The sequence below is a fragment of the Symploca atlantica LB2515 genome, assembly GCF_052546295.1.
This window is the reverse complement of sequence record NZ_JBQWMT010000001.1, coordinates 4,772,524-4,789,424: the sequence shown is the minus strand read 5'-3', so window position 1 is coordinate 4,789,424 and position 16,901 is coordinate 4,772,524. Positions and strand designations below refer to the sequence as shown.

Annotated in this window: 15 protein-coding genes; 8 read left to right on the top strand and 7 right to left on the bottom strand. The window is 45.5% G+C overall.

Annotated elements, in window-relative coordinates; genetic code table 11:
• Positions 1 to 73: 73 nt before the first annotated feature.
• Positions 74 to 1,555: a M16 family metallopeptidase gene (locus tag ACT7WV_RS19850; protein ID WP_445104550.1), complete on the top strand. Its 1,482-nt coding sequence runs from the start codon at positions 74 to 76 to the stop codon at positions 1,553 to 1,555.
• Here the strand turns inward: ACT7WV_RS19850 and ACT7WV_RS19845 are convergent, their stop codons facing one another.
• From ACT7WV_RS19845 to ACT7WV_RS19835, 3 genes are all read right to left on the bottom strand, one after another.
• Positions 1,556 to 2,947, bottom strand: coding sequence for an aminopeptidase P family protein (locus ACT7WV_RS19845; protein WP_463424280.1), 1,392 nt, complete (start codon positions 2,945 to 2,947; stop codon positions 1,556 to 1,558). It abuts the gene before it with no gap.
• A 42-nt stretch (positions 2,948 to 2,989) separates the two neighbouring features.
• Entirely contained in the window at positions 2,990 to 3,235 is a 246-nt protein-coding gene (locus ACT7WV_RS19840; protein WP_445104548.1) for a hypothetical protein, read from the bottom strand.
• A gap of 163 nt (positions 3,236 to 3,398) precedes the next feature.
• Positions 3,399 to 4,283 carry a ParA family protein gene (locus tag ACT7WV_RS19835; RefSeq protein ID WP_445104547.1) on the bottom strand — a complete coding sequence of 295 codons (885 nt, stop codon included), beginning with the start codon at positions 4,281 to 4,283 and terminating at the stop codon, positions 3,399 to 3,401.
• A 209-nt stretch (positions 4,284 to 4,492) separates the two neighbouring features.
• Here ACT7WV_RS19835 and ACT7WV_RS19830 point away from each other — a divergent pair, with 209 nt between their 5' ends.
• The gene (locus tag ACT7WV_RS19830) at positions 4,493 to 4,969 is read left to right on the top strand and encodes a CRR6 family NdhI maturation factor (RefSeq protein ID WP_445104546.1); all 477 of its coding nucleotides are present in this window, start codon (positions 4,493 to 4,495) and stop codon (positions 4,967 to 4,969) included.
• Positions 4,970 to 5,183: 214 nt separating this feature from the next.
• Here ACT7WV_RS19830 and ACT7WV_RS19825 read toward each other — a convergent pair whose 3' ends face one another.
• Positions 5,184 to 6,146 (bottom strand): glycosyltransferase family 9 protein, encoded by a 963-nt coding sequence (locus ACT7WV_RS19825; protein ID WP_445104545.1) that lies wholly within the window; start codon positions 6,144 to 6,146, stop codon positions 5,184 to 5,186.
• A gap of 141 nt (positions 6,147 to 6,287) precedes the next feature.
• Between ACT7WV_RS19825 and ispD the strand changes: the two genes are divergently transcribed.
• The 5 genes from ispD (at position 6,288) to ACT7WV_RS19800 (ending at position 13,129) form a co-directional block, all read left to right on the top strand.
• On the top strand, positions 6,288 to 6,974 hold the full coding sequence (gene ispD, locus ACT7WV_RS19820; protein WP_445104544.1) for a 2-C-methyl-D-erythritol 4-phosphate cytidylyltransferase: 687 nt from the start codon (positions 6,288 to 6,290) through the stop codon (positions 6,972 to 6,974).
• Positions 6,975 to 7,103: 129 nt separating this feature from the next.
• The gene (locus ACT7WV_RS19815; RefSeq protein ID WP_445104543.1) at positions 7,104 to 7,379 is read left to right on the top strand and encodes a DUF6737 family protein; all 276 of its coding nucleotides are present in this window, start codon (positions 7,104 to 7,106) and stop codon (positions 7,377 to 7,379) included.
• Positions 7,380 to 7,516: 137 nt separating this feature from the next.
• Entirely contained in the window at positions 7,517 to 9,976 is a 2,460-nt protein-coding gene (locus ACT7WV_RS19810) for a PP2C family serine/threonine-protein phosphatase (protein ID WP_445104542.1), read from the top strand.
• 158 nt (positions 9,977 to 10,134) lie between these two features.
• Positions 10,135 to 11,805, top strand: coding sequence for a CHAT domain-containing protein (locus tag ACT7WV_RS19805; RefSeq protein ID WP_445104541.1), 1,671 nt, complete (start codon positions 10,135 to 10,137; stop codon positions 11,803 to 11,805).
• A 706-nt stretch (positions 11,806 to 12,511) separates the two neighbouring features.
• On the top strand, positions 12,512 to 13,129 hold the full coding sequence (locus tag ACT7WV_RS19800; RefSeq protein ID WP_445104540.1) for a hypothetical protein: 618 nt from the start codon (positions 12,512 to 12,514) through the stop codon (positions 13,127 to 13,129).
• Between the two features lie 53 nt (positions 13,130 to 13,182).
• On the opposite strand, the gene ACT7WV_RS19795 is transcribed toward ACT7WV_RS19800, so the two are convergent.
• From ACT7WV_RS19795 to ACT7WV_RS19785, 3 genes are all read right to left on the bottom strand, one after another.
• Complete coding sequence (locus ACT7WV_RS19795) at positions 13,183 to 14,109, bottom strand: phosphatidate cytidylyltransferase (protein WP_445104539.1); 927 nt, start codon at positions 14,107 to 14,109, stop codon at positions 13,183 to 13,185.
• A gap of 204 nt (positions 14,110 to 14,313) precedes the next feature.
• Positions 14,314 to 14,916, bottom strand: a complete 603-nt coding sequence (gene cbiT, locus ACT7WV_RS19790) for a precorrin-6Y C5,15-methyltransferase subunit CbiT (RefSeq protein ID WP_445104538.1) — start codon at positions 14,914 to 14,916, stop codon at positions 14,314 to 14,316.
• A gap of 62 nt (positions 14,917 to 14,978) precedes the next feature.
• Positions 14,979 to 16,493, bottom strand: a complete 1,515-nt coding sequence (locus ACT7WV_RS19785) for an aminotransferase class I/II-fold pyridoxal phosphate-dependent enzyme (protein ID WP_445104537.1) — start codon at positions 16,491 to 16,493, stop codon at positions 14,979 to 14,981.
• Positions 16,494 to 16,613: 120 nt separating this feature from the next.
• On the opposite strand from ACT7WV_RS19785, the gene ACT7WV_RS19780 reads away from it, so the two are divergent.
• Positions 16,614 to 16,865 (top strand): gamma-aminobutyric acid A receptor, epsilon-like protein, encoded by a 252-nt coding sequence (locus tag ACT7WV_RS19780; protein WP_445104536.1) that lies wholly within the window; start codon positions 16,614 to 16,616, stop codon positions 16,863 to 16,865.
• Positions 16,866 to 16,901 lie beyond the last annotated feature (36 nt).

Genomic DNA, 16,901 nt, shown 5'->3' with positions numbered 1-16,901 from the left:
AGTCATTAATCCTCCGTTAGCTGATTAATAACTAATGACTAAACAACATCAATAAACAACTGAACAATGACCCATGACCCCTCAACAATCAAACATCAAAAAGCAAAAATCTTGGCGCTGGTTAGGGCTATTAGTAATGACCATGTTACTAGTGGTTTTGTCACGTTTACCCGCAGTTGCTGCCAGTGCACGGCACTATACTGAGTTAAAATCCCCCCCCCTGCCGGAAATTCAACTGCCGGAGTATACGCGATATCAGCTAGATAATGGAATGGTCGTGTATCTAGTCGAAGATCACGAATTACCCCTGGTTAGCGGTACGGCACTGGTAAACACTGGTGATCGCCTTGAACCTCAAGAAAAGGTTGGCTTAGCCTCGCTAATGGGACAAGTGATGCGTACTGGCGGTACAACTAGGCACTCAGGCGACGAACTTAACCAGCTATTAGAACAACGAGCAGCTTCTGTGGAAACTAGCGTTAATCAGTCTTCCGGGAGTGCCAGTTTCAGTGCATTGAGCGAAGACTTGAATACAGTTTTCGATTTGTTTGCTGAGGTAATGCAAAAGCCTATCTTTACCCAAGACAAACTAGAATTAGCTAAGAGGCAACAGACAGGGCAAATTGCTCGTCGCAATGATGACCCCGATGATATTGCAGGGCGTGAAATTCAGAAACTGATCTACGGTGAAAACAGTCCCTACGCCCGAACTGTGGAGTATGCCACACTCAACAATATCTCTCGCGAAGATTTGGTAGCGTTCTACCAAAAGTATTTTCATCCCGAAAATATGATTCTCGGTATCGTTGGGGATTTTGATTCTGCCAAGATGCGATCGCTAATTGAAGAGAAATTTGGTGATTGGCAACCCAGCTCAAAAGCACCCAAACCAACTGTACCATCGGCATCCCAGTCAAAGCAGGGAGGCATTTTTTTCGTCAATCAGCCCCAACTAACCCAAAGTTATGTGCAGATGGGTCATTTGGGTGGTCAATTGAACAATCCTGACTATGCTGCCCTTGATGTGTTGAACGAGGTGATGAATGGTTTTGGGGGGCGTTTATTTAACGAAGTGCGATCGCGTCAAGGCCTTGCTTACTCTGTCTATGGTTACTGGAGTCCCCGCTATGACTATCCAGGGATGTTCATTGCTGGGGGACAGACTCGTTCAGACGCAACGGTGCCTTTTATTCAAGCAGTCCTTTCCGAAATCAAGGAAATTAGAGCTAAACCCATAGCCAAAGAGGAACTGACCAAAGCCAAAGAGGCATTAATGAATTCCTTTGTCTTCAACTTCCAAGACCCCAGCCAGACCCTATCACGGCTGATGCGCTACGAGTACTATGGTTACCCAGAAGATTTCATCTTCCGCTATCTGGAGGGCGTCAAAGCGACTACTGTGGAGGATATCCAGCGTGTTGCCCAAAAATACCTCAAGCCAGATCAGATCGTTACTCTGGTAGTAGGTAATGCTGGGGCGATTAACCCACCACTGACAAGTCTGGCGGCGGAAGTAACATCACTAGATGTCACCATTCCCGATCCCAAAACATAGTTAATTAATCCCTTCACTGACTAGCTGCTCAATTGCCTCAATTTCAGTTGGCAAAGCAGCTGTCAGTACTTCCTGACTTTCTGGTGTTACTAAAACATCGTCCTCAATACGAATGCCCCGAACATCACCAAACTGGGCAAGACGCTGCCAATTGACAACATTTTGATACTTTGAGCGCAATTCAGGATCCTGTAAAATCGCCGGGACTTGGTAAAACCCCGGTTCAATCGTGACCAGCATACCCGTTTGCAAGGGTCGATTAAGCCGCAAGAAACCTAAGCCAAAGCGATCGCTTCTGGTTCTGCCCTCCTCATAACCTGCTAAATCGCCAAAATCTTCCATGTCGTGGACATCCAACCCCAACAGATGACCGATACCGTGGGGAAAGAAGAGGGCATGAGCATCCATTTCTACCAAATCTGACGCCTGTCCCCGCAGAATGCCTAAATCTACCAATCCTTGAGCAATTATAGTTGCCGCTAGCAGATGAATTTCGCGGTACTCAACTCCTGGACGTACTTTCTCAATACAAGCATCATGGGCGGCCAATACCACCTCATAGAGGTCGCGCTGAGTGGTAGAGAACTTGCCAGTTACCGGCCAAGTGCGGGTAACATCTGCGGCCCATCCCATCGAGGTTTCAGCACCAACGTCTGCTAGAAGCAAATCACCCGCTTCTAGGGGGTGGTGATACTCTTCGTTATGCAGTACTTCGCCGTGAACAGTGACAATGCCACCGTAGGCATCAGTCATATTGTGGGCAATAATTACAGCCTCCATTGCCCCACGTATTTCTGCTTCCAACTTAGCGCTCTTTGTTGCCCTGATACCCGCCTGATGGGCTGCGACAGTAACCGCAGCAGCTTTGCGCAACTCTGATAATGCTCCGTGATCATGGCAGATTCGTAGAGAAGCGATCGCTTTAGCCAAATCCCGGTCAATTCCTTCGGGAGCATTTGCTGGAGTCACTGGTCGCCTGAGGAGCTGCGCTTGTTGCCAGTAAGTTGTGGTATCTTGAACAGCAACTGTCGCTGCGCCACTGGCCCGCGATGGTAACTCAGATAGAGGAAAAGCCTGATCTGCCCCAATTATTTGCGCTATTGCCTCGCGTTTTGGGATCTCACCATGCCATAAAGCACTGCTAGGAGAGGCTTCGTCCAGATATAATTCCAGTTTGCCACTATCGAGGCGAATTGCCATATTACTTAGCGGTAGACCTGCAAAGTATAGAAAATGACTACTGGCACGAAATGGGAAAGGATTTGCCGGAAAATTGCGCGGACTCGGACGACCAGACCAAAGAATAACTGGAAAATCAACTAGTTGTTCTAGGCGTTTTCGTCGTTCATACAATACCTTCCCTAGGGAAGAGGAATTACTATAAGTCTCGATAATTGAGGAGACTATCACGAGAGAATCAATGCTAAACAGCAATTATTCAGGATCATCGTCATCTGTTGTATCTTGTCCTTGCTGTTTATACTTTAACTCTTCCGGGGAAAGAGGTGTTGCGGCAGGTGAACTTTCTACCTCCTGCTGAGTTTCCTGTTCAATGGATTGACTCTCTTGTTCTGAGTTTTGGCAGGCAGTAATTATTAAGCCGCTAGTACATAACAGTAATACCAAAACAGGGAATTTTATCCAAGTCGTTTGTTGAGATTTACCATTTTTTGCTGACATCAGCCGCCTTCGAGTCTGGAAATTCATTTCTTAGCTTGATAAACTAACAACAAAGAGATGACCTCCCTGAGGTAAATAAAACCTTGACTAGTCGGTCTCAGCTGGTATTTAGCAAATAATCTGCTTGAGACTCACTTTGGCTAACTCCATCTTAGTTAGTTGTTTACCCTCTTGTCGCTAGAGTATTGGAAAGTTTCTGTAAAAATTCTTTGGTCAACTCAACAAAGGCTTTAGCACCAGCGGCTTTGGGTTCTGTAAGTACAACAGGCTTAAATTCATCAACTGCTTTGGCTACAGCCACATTTAAAGGTATTTCCGTGTTGAAAATTTTTTCTTCACCAAAATCAGCAGTTACTCTCTTTTTGACTCGTGGAGCCAAATTAGTAGCATGACCGATAGAAGAAAAGACAAGGCCAATCAGAGTTATATTAGAGCGTTTGCTCTCTTTGAGCTTTTTGATATGACCTTCCAGGATGCCAATACCGATCACTGATAGGGGTTCTGGTTTAGCAGGAATTAAATAAAAATCACTAGCGATGATACCGCTACGCGTTAGTAGATAATCGCCTGGGGGAAAATCTAACAGAATAAAATCATAATCATTGGTCACTGAGACGAGAATATTTTGCAGTAAGCAATCTTCTAGAATATTCCAGTTTCTTTCAAAGTCTTGCTGATTTTTATTAGATTGAGCATAAAGAGTAGCCGCCAATAAAAAATCGTTATATTGCTCAATATCACCAGGTAATAAATCGAGACCTTTGACTTTGCATATATCTTTAACAATTATGTTTTTAGCAGGAATTTTTGGCTCACTATTTGACTGAATTAGCTGATGTATTAATTGTTTTAAGGTATGGTTTTCTTTCTTCAAAGCAGCAAATTGAAGTGGTGGCATCAGGCTAAGAGTTGCATTAATTTGCGTATCTAAATCCACGATCAGCACTCGCATGCCATGATCTTTGGCGAGACTTGTGGCTAGGTTGACGGTGATCGTTGTTTTCCCGACGCCGCCCTTCATATTGACTACTGAAATAACGTATCCCATCAACTCTGCTATTTGAAGAAGACGCTATTGATCATAGTCTGGTAACGAAACAGATATTGCAAATTGCCAATACCTAAGGGTTGGCAGTGGCAAAGCACTTTTGGGGTTGTTGAGATTTACTCCTAAATCTTGAGGAAAGAGCGACCGCTCTTTTGAAAATTAGCCTCAATTCATCAGAAGATGTAGTATGTTGGCCCGTTAATCACCCAATGACCCTGAAGATCCCTCTAAATTCCCAGAACATTAACCATCTAAATCTGTCTCCTGCTCAGACAGTGATTGAAAAACTCCTGCAACAAGGCAAAATTGCCTCCCACGAGCAGCAGCTACAATTAGACATCGACTATCCCCGCGAACCTGATGATCCCAGGGAACTCTCAGAGATACCGGAGATACGGCTGTGGTTTATCCGCCTTGATGCCCAGTATCCCTGGCTGCCCTTTTTGCTAGATTGGAAAAGCGGAGAATTCGTTCGCTACACTGCCATGTTAGTGCCGCACCAATTCAACCGTACAGAAGGCATCCAGTATAATCCAGAAGCCTTAGAAATCTTTGTCATGCAGAAAGTATTTGTCCTCAAAAACTGGTTGCAGCAGCAGGATATGCCCAGCAAATCTCGTATCCAATCGATGGCTAGACTGCTGGGGTATGAACTTGATGATGGTTTTTTTGACTTAATTTCTTGAAATTATCGCCGTTAGCCAGATAGAGATAACTCTTTTTTTTAGTGGAGGAAGAATGACGGCTCTTCACCGCTGAAAATGGTTAACTGAGTTGTACATCCTATTCTGGCTACTAGGCTTAATTTGCCCTGTTTTCTTGGCGACGAATCCCCCGTCACCTCAAGCGGGGGATTAGTCAAACCTCATTGAGGGTTGCTATAGTTGAAAATAGCGTTGTTTAGCCCCGCCAAATTTGCTCTAACACCTCTTCCGGCTTAATGTCAGCAATCCAACGGGTTGGGGATTGAATGCCAATATATTGATCAGCAGGGGGCAGGAGTTTTTTCGCTTCTGTAGGACCAAACAAGGCGATAGTATAAGTTCCCACAGCAATAGCTAGATGCATCGGCGCACCATCGGTGCAAAGCATTAAATTAGCCCCAGCAATGATTGCTGCTGACTTGCCGAGATCTCTGGGTGCTGTAACCTTGAGTTGAGGATTAGACTCCCTCATAGCAGAGATCCATTCTGTATCCTCTGGCACTTGAAGCATCACAATAGGTAGATCGGGCTGTTTTTGCTGAATATCTTCAATGATTTGCTGCCATTTTTGAACTGGGTAAATGTTATCAATTCCTTTCGACTGAGTCAGTTGGCTAGAACCTCCATCAAGGAGAATATAACCACTATCTGAAATTTCTAGCCGTTTCTGTTCGCCTTCTGCCCAATCAATGTCTTGTTTGGGCAGACTAAGTTCTGCTTGTGGACAAGGAGAAGTGATCCCAAAGCCTTGTAGCAAGTCGTGGTACATGTAAGCAGCATACTGCTCAGTTTTCAGAGGCACGGTGTTGCTGAAAAACCACTTTCCGGCATTGGCTTGGTAGCCAACGCGGATTGGGATGCCACTCATCCAGAGTAATAGCCCAATTGACCATCCGCGTCCCACTGCTATGGCAGCATCGTACTCGCGATCGCGAATGGTTCCTAGCAGGTTGCCAAAATCCGCTAGACCGTTGCGGTCTCTAAAATCAAAGGTCAAAACCTCGTTTACCGACCGCGAAACCCGATACGCACCCTTGGCTCGCGGTTCTACAATGACATCAATCTCGGCGTTAGGGTAAGACCGCTTTAGGTCATCCAGGGTAGGAAAAAACTGAATTTGGTCGCCGATTCCACCAGGGACAAGGGCTAGTGTTCTCATCTAAATTAGTTGAGCCTCATATACCAGCTTAATTTTGACATTCTACCTACGCTAAATCAAAGTTAAGGCGAGGGCTACCTATACTCACACTTAGCAGTGATCATAGGTAGATTGTAAAATTTTCTAAAAAAGAGGCAGATTGTGTACTTATTAATTCCAGCAGCAGGTATGGGAAAGCGGATGGCGAGCAATCGTAACAAGCTACTGTTGAAATTGCTGGGTAAGCCCTTAATTGCTTGGACTCTCTTGGCAGCCGAAGCAGCCCAAAACATTAGCTGGATTGGGATTATCGGGCAAGTAGCTGACTTTCCCGATTTTAAGGAAATTTTAACTAAGCTGTCTCTAACTACACCAGTAGAACTAATTATTGGTGGAGAAACTCGGCAAGAATCTGTCTATAATGGCTTACAAGCTTTACCGATGGAAGCTAAACGAGTTTTAATTCATGATGGCGCAAGATGTTTAGCCACACCTGAACTGTTTGAAAGTTGTGGGGCAGCTTTGCTTGATTGTCCAGGCTTAGTGGCTGCTGTGCCTGTCAAAGACACGATTAAAGTAGTTAATCAAACAGGTGTAATCCAAGATACACCAGACCGACGGCAGTTATGGGCAGCACAGACACCCCAAGGATTTGAAGTACAGCTATTGAAACAGTGTCATCAACAAGGACGCAGCTTAGGTTGGCAAGTCACCGATGACGCAGCTTTATTTGAGATCTGCCAGTTGCCAGTGAAAGTTGTTGAGGGGGAAGAGACAAATCTCAAGGTGACTACACCAATGGATTTAGCGATCGCTCAATTCATCCTGCATGAGCGTCTAGGTAAATGAAATCCCTGGGCTTTCCGGTAGTAGCCCCTAGCTCCTGACTCGTGTTAGAATCTGCCAAACTGGCAAAAGCTAGAAATTAATCGGAACTGGTCGTAAGTCTCACTAACCAAGACTAAGGTTTGTCAGATATTGTCTACACGAAATTCTTTAAGTCCTTGGAGTTATAAACCTTGGTGGTGTCAGCCTTGGTCAATACTGCTAACGGGTATAATCATTATTGCTAGCAGCTGGATGTTGCTGGATCCGCTTTGGTTAAGAATACTAGTTTCTTGTCCGATTCTGGTTTGGTGGTTTTACTTTTTATTACTATGGCCAGAATTAATGAGACGCAGTGGCGGGTTAATTGGCGATGATCAATCACCGGAAGAGGCTACTCCTCAGGTAAGAAAATCAGAGCTTAATTAGCCTACCTTGGAGTCAGAGAGGCTAAAATCATTAATCAGTAAGCTTGTTTCGGCAACTCAAGAAGGGAAGAATTTCTCTGTCGCGGCAGTGCGACTTGTAGCCAAACCATTACCGGCTGAATGTAGCGAAAAATCTTCATGGAAAATCCTGCGGCAACGCTCCAGTGTCCTAACATTAGCTGTCAGGCTCCTAATCCCCACAGCAACAAGTTTTGCGATAAGTGTCGTACACCCCTGCTCCGGCGTTACCTGTGGGCAGTTGGTTCGGGAATAGAAGATTATAAGTCTGGAGAGGTGATTGCTGGTCGCTATCTACTACTGCATCAGCGGATTCTATTAGATACTAAACCAGCGATACCACCAGAGACACCCCAGGAAATTCCCAAAAATCTGGCAGTATACCTAAGACTTTCCCCTTACGGACTACACTTTCCTCAAGTTTACGGAAGGTTGAAGGCGAAGGAGGGAAGGCGCTCTCAGGAAATCTGGCTCTTGGAAGAAGCACCAATTTCCACTAAGGTTCACCCGGACAAATCTTCACCCAAAAAAGAGGGATCTCAGTTAGAGGTACAGCTGTTGCCAGCACTAATGAACGCCTGGAAACAGGCACCAGCAATACGTCAGCTCAACTGGTTGTGGCAGATAGCCTCTCTATGGCAACCTTTGAACTCTGAAGGTGTTGCTTCCAGCTTACTGATACCAGAACTACTACGAGTAGAAGGCCCGATAGTGCGCTTGTTGGAGTTACAGCTTGATGCTCAAGGAGAACCAACCCTAGGAGATCTCGCTCAGCTATGGTCACAGTTGCTAGATGGTGCATCTCCGGCGGTTGCAGGTTTCCTCCAGCAAATTTTTGACCAGCTCAATCAAGGTCAGATTAAGACATCAGAGCAATTAATCGACTTGCTGGATCAAGGGCTGAAAAACTGTGGACACTCACAATCCCGCAGTTATCAGATTTTTAGCCGTACCGATACTGGCCCGAGTCGTCACCACAATGAAGATGCTTGTTACCCAGCCAACGCAGAGTTAATTCATGGTGCTGGTGTCCTAGCAATCGTTTGTGATGGTATCGGGGGACATGAAGGAGGAGAGGTTGCCTCCCAATCGGCGATTGAGACGCTCAGGGAGCGGTTAGAAAAACTAAGATTAGAGCCTGATGACCTTGATCCTACCGCCCTCACCTTAGAGTTAGAAAACGCTGTCTGTGCTGCCAATGACTCAATTAGCCAGCAAAACGATAGCGAACATCGGTCTGAGCGGCAGCGTATGGGTACAACACTAGTTATGGCAAAAAGTTGTGCTCATGAAATGTACATCACTCATGTTGGAGATAGTCGAGTCTACTGGATAACTCGTAGCAATTGTCACCAAGTAACTCAGGATGACGATTTAGCATCCCGCGAAGTACGACTGGGCTATACCCTTTATCGAAGTGCCATCCAACAACCGACCTCCGGCTCTTTAGTACAGGCTCTGGGTATGGCACCTTCGACAACACTACATCCGACTGTACAGCGTTTTGTCTTAGATGAGGATTGTGTTTTTCTTCTTTGTTCTGACGGTCTCAGTGACTATGATCGAGTAGAGCAAAATTGGCAAACAGAAATTCTGCCAGTTCTGGAAGGTCAAACTGATTTGGCAACAGCAGGAGAGCGACTAGTTGAGATTGCCAATAGGCAAAATGGTCACGATAATGTCACTATTGCTCTAGTCCATTGCCAAGTATCTCCCCTCAAGGAAGCAGGGGAAAGAGAGTCGCTAGTACCACCCCCAGAAGCGCCTCGAACTTCTGCGTCTTTAGAGAAAACTGTGAGTACTGGTGTTACTAGTTCCCGAACAAAAACGCAGTTATTGCCCACGTCCGATCAAGCAAGACTTCCCTGGGGACTATTATTAGGAATTATTTTACTCTTAGGACTAGGCGGAGCGATCGCCTATTTATTATTACCAGGTGTGAGTGGGATGGTTGATCCCCTGATCAGCCGTATGTTGTCTCTGCGGCAAAATCCAGAGGTTACTAGTTCCTCTCCTATTACAGCCAGTTCATCTCCATCCGCTAGTCCAGAAACCAGTCTATCAGAGCAAATTCAGGTTAATGATTGGATTCAACTTAAAGCTGAAGCTGAAAATGTCCCACTTTGGCAAGGGCAAAACGATTCAATACTAGCTCTTGTCCCAGCAGAGAGCGTTTTGCTGGTAACTGCAAAATTGCAGGGGGAAGACCAAGATAACTGGCTAAAACTAAAAGTTTGCTCTTTTTCTAGTGCCAGTAACTTAGAAAATCAACCACAGAAGAAAACAACTCCACCGAGTCCAACTCCGTCAAGCCAAGTGCAAAAATCCCCAGCAGTTTCTGAATCTATAGGCTCAACTGGAGTTACTGCGCGTCAAGCCCAACAGGGAGACGAGGGTTGGATGAGAGAAGCAGATATTGCATCAACCGTTAACCGCAACTTTACCCCAACACCTGAGCAAGCAAGTCAATGTAAAACTCCAAGTACCTCTGGTTCCCCTACTCCAACTCCAACTATATCTCCTCAGTCAAATTCTCCAATTAACACACCTGAAACTCCGGAAGGGAAGCAAGATAACTAAATCTTGGCTGAGAGTTCCTACCTCAGTAATTGGATATCACCAGCTTCCCGAAAGAGCTTCCTCTGTTTAAGGGATAGTGGTTCACAACCTCAAGAAATGTCAGGAGTAGGTAAACTGTATAGTAAAACAGGTATAGTTGCTCTTATTGCAGGCTTTTAATGTCCGCTATCAAGAATCCTTGCCTTAGTTTAGCCGTAACTCGTCTGTCATCGGCTGGGGCAGAAAACCTTGCCATCTGGGTACTCAAAGCCCCCTATCCAGGGGGTATGGTTCATCACGACTGCATCTGGCCAGAAACCTTGACTCAGACTTGGCTAGCATGGCAGGAAATGTTTTCCCTAAGACAGCTGCCCCATGTTCCCCTGATACACCAAGCCGTCCAACCAACTAACATGTTGCCCCCAGATAAGACCATTAGTAGCTCTGGTCAGGCAACTAGCTACAGTAGTGGTTTGATGCAGCGTTTGGGGATTGAACTTTGGAGGTGGCTATTTGATGCTCCAATTCGGAGTACTCTGGCTCAGAGCCAAGGAATCGCTATTGGACAAGATAAACCCCTGCGTCTGCGACTAGAGATTCGCGATCCAGATTTAATCCCACTACCCTGGGAAATCATGCAACCTATAGTAGGGAAACAAGCGATTTCTCTCTCGCAGCAACTGCTGTTTAGTCGCACCACTAGTGATGTAGACTCACTCAAGCTACAGACACCCTCTAACCAGGCATTAAATATTTTACTGGTACTAGGGCAAGATCAACCCAGCGATAGCAGTTCGGCTCCCGGTTTGCAGCTTGAGCAAGAGGCAGATGCTCTGGCTAATGTTCTCAAAGCTGGCGGCAACGCCAGTACTCCCAGCGATAAAGTGGTGGTGTCAGTCCCTTGCCACGTTGAGAAACTCCTACAACCAACACCGGGAGAACTGATCAACGCCCTCGAAAATGGTGCCTACAACATCATGTTCTATGCTGGACATGGTGAACCCGCACCAGACGGTGGTCTACTATTTTTGCGACCGGATGCCAAGATTAACGGTACAGAACTTGCTCAAGTCCTGGTTCGCACTCAGGTAACCTTGGCGGTGTTTAATGCTTGTTGGGGTGCCCAACCCCACCAAATTGGCTCGCAGGCTATTCCCCGTAGTAGTTTAGCCGAGGTATTGATCCATCATGGTGTTCCTGCTGTGTTGGCGATGCGGGATGCTATTGCTGATCATGAAGCCTTGAGTTTTATTCAAACTCTTGCTCAAGCACTTGCCGCACGTATGCCAATTGATCAAGCCGTAACGGTGGCAAGACAGCAACTATTGACACTTTACAAGTTTAATCAACCAGCTTGGACTTTGCCGGTGCTTTATATGCATCCTGAGTTTCAAGGCGAGCTAATTAAACCAATAGAAGATAACATTACCGAATTACCAACTATGTCACCTAGCTGGATCGGAGAAGCCGCTCCAGTAGCATCCTTACGTTCTCTTGGTTCTACCAATCAGGTGTGGCAGATTCGGGGTGGGCTAATGCGGGTAGGACGCAGCCAAGAAAATGACTTGGTAATTCACGAGCAATGGGCTAGCAGCAAGCACGCTGAAATTATCTGCCGTCATACTTTTACTGCTCAAGAAGCCTCTCCAACTTACTTTTTGCGGGACTTCTCTCGCAACGGCACAATGATTTTACGTCCCGAAACAAAAGTAAGAAATGACGATATAAATGGTTGGGAAAGAGTTAACCATGAGGAAGTGCCATTGCAATCGGGTATCCAGTTAAAGTTTGGTAGTTCCCGAGGTCAAATTCTAGAGTTCGTTCTTCAACTACCGGAAACTGAAGAATGACTATTAATTATCAAGGGCAAGTTAATTGTCAACTCGCCCTGTCTTTAGACTGGGGTTTTAAATATCCCTGAAGAATCCTAACTTAAGATGACAGGTCAATACCAGCTGAGAAATTGAGATTAGGGCTAACTTAAACAAGTACTAGCATGATCAATTTTCTCTGCTTCGTACCACATACCGCCCTGTTAACTGGCACACTAGGTATTTAGAACAACAAATGTCGAGTACTAGATTAGTGGACAAGATTTTGACTTTTTTGCCAAGTTAGCATTGAAAATTTAAGTAGGTTTACTTTTACTCATGATTGAGCTTAATAAAAGAATATTTCCTAAAACCGGGTGTACTACCCGGCGATCAAGGTGAAAAACCCCTATTTGCAAACCAAATTCCTTGAGATAAAATTCCAGGGCAGCAGAAGTTTTTCTACCTGCTGTCATAAATTTGATTGGTAAAGAGGTGGTTTTAAACACCCATTGGTCATGACAATTCTCAATGTCGAAAACTTTGAGGGCTCAATTTAGGCTTGTTAGTCTGTGTGCCTCTAAGGGTTATCTTCTAAAACTAACCATGCTTTGCTATTTATCTAGCATTACGGCATAAATAGTAACGCTATTGTATATTTTGTGGCTTATTGCGGAACTCTCTAGTATGCCAATGTAGCTATCCATACCGGGTTTCATCTACTATCAAACACAGGAGGGGCATTATGACGAGCCAACACATTCAATACGAAGACTGTGATCAGGCTTTGAATCAAATACAAGGGGAATTACTAGAGGCACTATTACAACCAGAGGAGGATTTTTATCCTTGGAATCCAGCCGAACCAGAAACAGAAGCTTATTTTTCTGAAATCGAACGAGGATTTTTGAGGGAAAACTGGCAAGCAGAACAGGAAACAACTAGCGCTTCGCAAGCTTTTTTCAAACAGCTGCACAAGTGTTGGCAACCCTCGGCTTCATCAGGATCTGATACTTTGAAGAGAGCTTTATCAGAGCGGTTTGCTAGCTCCGTACCCCAGGCATGGATCGAGGCGATCGCTAATCAAGCTCAACAAGTCTTCCTCAGTAAATCATCTTTGGATAATTTTGCTCAACAGTTAGTGCGCTGTGTAGAGGAATTATTACCAAACTGGGCAGAAGAAGATCTTCAAGTTATTGCTCGCCCGATAGCATATCAAATGCGTAATCTTCAAGATGAAGTTAGGGATGAGGCTCTCAAACCAGTAGACTGGAGTTCTTTATCTGAGATTGAACACATTCGCTGGAGTCTCACGGTTGCTTGTTCGGCTCTTGTTCAACTCCGAGAGGAATTGGATTACTGAATTGGGATTCTGATTAAACGAGGCCGCCCTGTCACCAGCGTGGCCTCGTTTAATTACAAAAATACTGGTAATAAAGGCAGTAAAAGGGTTACAAAATAGTAAACCAGAGGACCAGTAAAAACGTAACTGTCGGTGCGGTCTAAAATGCCGCCGTGACCAGGAATTAATTGCCCTGAGTCCTTCACACCAGCATCTCTTTTCATCATCGACTCGGTTAAGTCTCCCAGAAGGCTAGCAATACCGACTAACGTTCCCAAAATCACCCCACTTAACTGCCAGCTATGCCAGTTGAGGCACCAAGCACCGGCTGTTGCCACACCGATACTGCCAGCAACGCCAAATATTGCCCCTTCTACAGTCTTTTTGGGACTAATACTAGAAAGCCGAGTGCGGCCAAAGAATTTACCAAAAAAGTAAGCACCAATATCTGCTGCCCAAATACAGGCAAAGGCTAGGAGGGTAGCAGTCAAGGCTTGAGGTAGGGCGCTTAAGTGCATCCAGAACGGTGACAAGTATCCGTTAACAGGTAGGTCACTCGTGGTTATGGGCATACTGCTAGCGGCAGCCACAGCATCAGAGGGTAATGAGGATGCGTGAGTCAAGCCAACTCGCAGCCGCACCCAATAACTGGGTAAATAGCCCCCATACAGTAGCCCCAAGATGGAAGAAGCAATATCAGCAATTGTCGCCATCTTGGGCTGGAATAGCAGATAGAAACAGATTAAGGTTCCTGCCAGAGGAAATACGGCATCTGTTAAAGTTGGTGAAAGAGCAGCGGTAACTAGCAAAACTTGACTGACCACAAGGGTGGTTTTGGCTGCTGGTTCAATACCTTTAGCCTGAACCAGTTGGAAATATTCCAATTGACCCAGAAAAACAATTACACAAAATCCTAGGGTAAAGTACCATCCCCCAAAAATAATCATCCCTAGAGCAAGGGCGATGGCAATGATTCCACTAAAAATCCGAGACCAGGGCATAAGACACTTTTTGTATAAAGACAGTCGGAGCTAACTGTCCAGATGAGAGTGGTAAGTTAAATAGGTTAAAAAAACCTTATAAAAAGGTAATCATTTACTTTTGCTTACTTTAACGGATTTGGAGAAAACTGCCATCCTTCTCGGTAAGGAAGAACGCCCATACTGCCTGATGGTATTCAAATCGAGCCGATGGATCCACTAAGTCTAATCCAGCTTCTCGCCACTAAGGATAAAAATGGGACTAACTGCAGCCAGAGTTTGATGGATTCCCCGCTTTTCTAGGCGATTAACTCCAGACTGAACCACCTCAATATTGCGGGCATGTAATTCGGCAAAACCTTCGGACACAGCGTAGAGTACTTCTAGGTTACTAGCGGTGGCGACGACTCGCCCATAAGGTTGCAAGTATTGCCAGACCTCTTTGAGTATGTCTTTAATGGGTTTTCCTCCCTCAATACAGACTCTTTGAGGATGCTGAGGTAAGTCTTTCAGGCATTCTGGCGCGCTACCTTGAATTACTTCTACATTGTGGACGTCGAAGCGATCGCAGTTGCGCCGAATCAGCTTTGCCACGTCCTCATCCCTTTCTAGGGCAATAATTTGACCCTGAGGACAGAGCAATCCTGTTTCTACAGGAATTGTACCTGTACCAGCGCCGATATCCCATAACAAGGAATCTGCTTGCAGTCGTAGGGCAGAGATTATCAATAATCTCACTTCTCTTTTGCTTAGAGGAATACCGGGTAATCGCTCAAATAATTCATCCGGGATACCAGGAGTGATGTAAGGCCAGATTGGGGAAGGCATTTAGAAAGACTAAGGCAGAGTTTTTTCCAGATTAAACTAGACCTTACTCGAAATATTTATCTTTATTGTCGAATAACTCTTAAACTCTTGAGGCTGGGGTCACTGCAGCCTGATAGCTTACCACCTAAACTCAGGGTTTGTTGCAGGTATTCAATGGCAGCGGGGTTAATTACCTCTCCAGGCATTAAAGCGGGAATACCTGGTGGATAGGGACAGACTAATTCAGCACTGATCCGGTCTAGAGTTTGCTCTATTGGCAGGGTGTCTATCGCCGAAAAGAAAGCCTCACGGGGCGAAAGTGATGGGTAAAGGGTAAAAGTTGAAGGATGAATGAACATAAATTCGGCTTTCCACTGCTCAAATACATTCCCTAAGCTGTTTGTTGATTGGGGAGAGTTATTATCTTGGACAATTGTCCTGAAGGCTTGCACTAATCCCTCAATATCTGCTTTTGTATTACCTAAACTGATAATAAACGTCAGATGCTGAAGGGTCGGTAACTCTGCCGTAACACCTAGTTTTTCATGCAAAATTGCATCGACTTCAAATCCGCTTAAGCCTAGCTGACTAACTCGCACCGTCAGCCTGGTGCGGTCGAGGGCAAAAAAACCTGGTGTTTTCATCGGTTCCAGGATAGATAATCGAGGAATTTGGCTAATTTTAGAGATAGCATCATCCGCTAACTGCAAAGTCTGGGTGATTAACTGTTGCCCCTGTAGTGCCACTTGTTGTCGTGCAGCATCTAAAGAAGCTAGGAGCAAATAGCTAGGACTAGTAGATTGCAATAACTGTAAAGCTTTGCTCAACCGCTGAGCATCTACCCTTTGACCCACCAGGTGCAGCATTGATGCCTGAGTCATTGCCCCCAAAACCTTATGAGTAGACTGCACAGCGATGTCCGCACCAACGGATAAAGCGGAGGGTGGCAAGTCTGGATGAAAGGCAAAATGAGGTCCATGGGCTTCATCTACCAGCAAGGGAATGTTATGTTGATGAGCTAATTTGGCGATCGCTTCCACATTGCCACAAACACCATGATAAGTTGGAGAAACCATCATTACCGCTTTGCTATCGGGATGTTGCTCCAAAGCTACTGAAACTGCTGCTGGTGTGATGCTGTGAATCAGGTCAGTGAATGGGTCATATTCTGGATTAATAAATACTGGTAAAGCACCAGAGAGAATCAAACCTGCGATCGCTGACTGGTGAATATTCCGAGGCATAATAATTTTGTCCCCAGTGCCACAGGTGGCTAAGATAGCCGCCATTACCCCGGTAGTGGAACCATTAACCAGAAACCAAGTTTGCTCAGCCCCAAAGGCTGCTGCTGCGAGTTCTTGAGCCTCACGAATCACACCCTCTGGGGCAAATAAGTTGTCTAACTCTGGCAATTCAGGCAAATCAGCGAGAAACACAGACATCCCCAATAAATCTGCCAGTGCTGGAGGTATCCCCTGTCCTCGTTTGTGTCCTGGTGCATAAAAGGGAGCATTCGGTTGATGAGCAGACGTGCGCAGAGCATCCAATAGAGGCGTTCTCGCTTGAGACTGATTAGCAAAATTGGAGGGTAAGGACATCAGACAGTTAGGAATAACTTGAGATCATCGTAAATTGTGACAAGCATAGCCATTTAGACAGATGAAAGGTTAGTGATTTATTTTTAGGTTGGTTAGGTCTAATGATTGAATGGAGTTACTATGATTTATCCTGCTCCTCAGCCCAATCCAGGGCCACAAATTCCTAATCCAGGACCAGAACCATTACCTTCACCAATTCCCCAACCTCAGCCAGGGCCAACACCAGAGCCAGTACCTGGACCAATGCCCCAGCCTGTTCCGAGTCCAATGCCCCAGCCTGCCGTACCAGAGACAGTTCCAGAGGTAGTCCCAGCCCCGATTCCTCAGCCAGTGCCGGGATCTACTCCCCAAACAGTGCCACAACCGCAATAAAATTTAATCAAGACCAGATTTTCAATTAACACCTAA

What these genes read in the sequence shown, in the direction of transcription:
- ACT7WV_RS19850 (WP_445104550.1), top strand. Translation starts at nt 74, where the DNA reads ATGACCCCTCAACAATCAAACATCAAAAAGCAAAAATCTTGGCGCTGG.
- ACT7WV_RS19840 (WP_445104548.1), bottom strand. Translation starts at nt 3,235, where the DNA reads ATGTCAGCAAAAAATGGTAAATCTCAACAAACGACTTGGATAAAATTC.
- ACT7WV_RS19835 (WP_445104547.1), bottom strand. Translation starts at nt 4,283, where the DNA reads ATGGGATACGTTATTTCAGTAGTCAATATGAAGGGCGGCGTCGGGAAA.
- ACT7WV_RS19830 (WP_445104546.1), top strand. Translation starts at nt 4,493, where the DNA reads ATGACCCTGAAGATCCCTCTAAATTCCCAGAACATTAACCATCTAAAT.
- ACT7WV_RS19825 (WP_445104545.1), bottom strand. Translation starts at nt 6,146, where the DNA reads ATGAGAACACTAGCCCTTGTCCCTGGTGGAATCGGCGACCAAATTCAG.
- ACT7WV_RS19810 (WP_445104542.1), top strand. Translation starts at nt 7,517, where the DNA reads ATGGAAAATCCTGCGGCAACGCTCCAGTGTCCTAACATTAGCTGTCAG.
- ACT7WV_RS19805 (WP_445104541.1), top strand. Translation starts at nt 10,135, where the DNA reads ATGTCCGCTATCAAGAATCCTTGCCTTAGTTTAGCCGTAACTCGTCTG.
- ACT7WV_RS19800 (WP_445104540.1), top strand. Translation starts at nt 12,512, where the DNA reads ATGACGAGCCAACACATTCAATACGAAGACTGTGATCAGGCTTTGAAT.
- ACT7WV_RS19795 (WP_445104539.1), bottom strand. Translation starts at nt 14,109, where the DNA reads ATGCCCTGGTCTCGGATTTTTAGTGGAATCATTGCCATCGCCCTTGCT.
- cbiT (WP_445104538.1), bottom strand. Translation starts at nt 14,916, where the DNA reads ATGCCTTCCCCAATCTGGCCTTACATCACTCCTGGTATCCCGGATGAA.
- ACT7WV_RS19785 (WP_445104537.1), bottom strand. Translation starts at nt 16,493, where the DNA reads ATGTCCTTACCCTCCAATTTTGCTAATCAGTCTCAAGCGAGAACGCCT.
- ACT7WV_RS19780 (WP_445104536.1), top strand. Translation starts at nt 16,614, where the DNA reads ATGATTTATCCTGCTCCTCAGCCCAATCCAGGGCCACAAATTCCTAAT.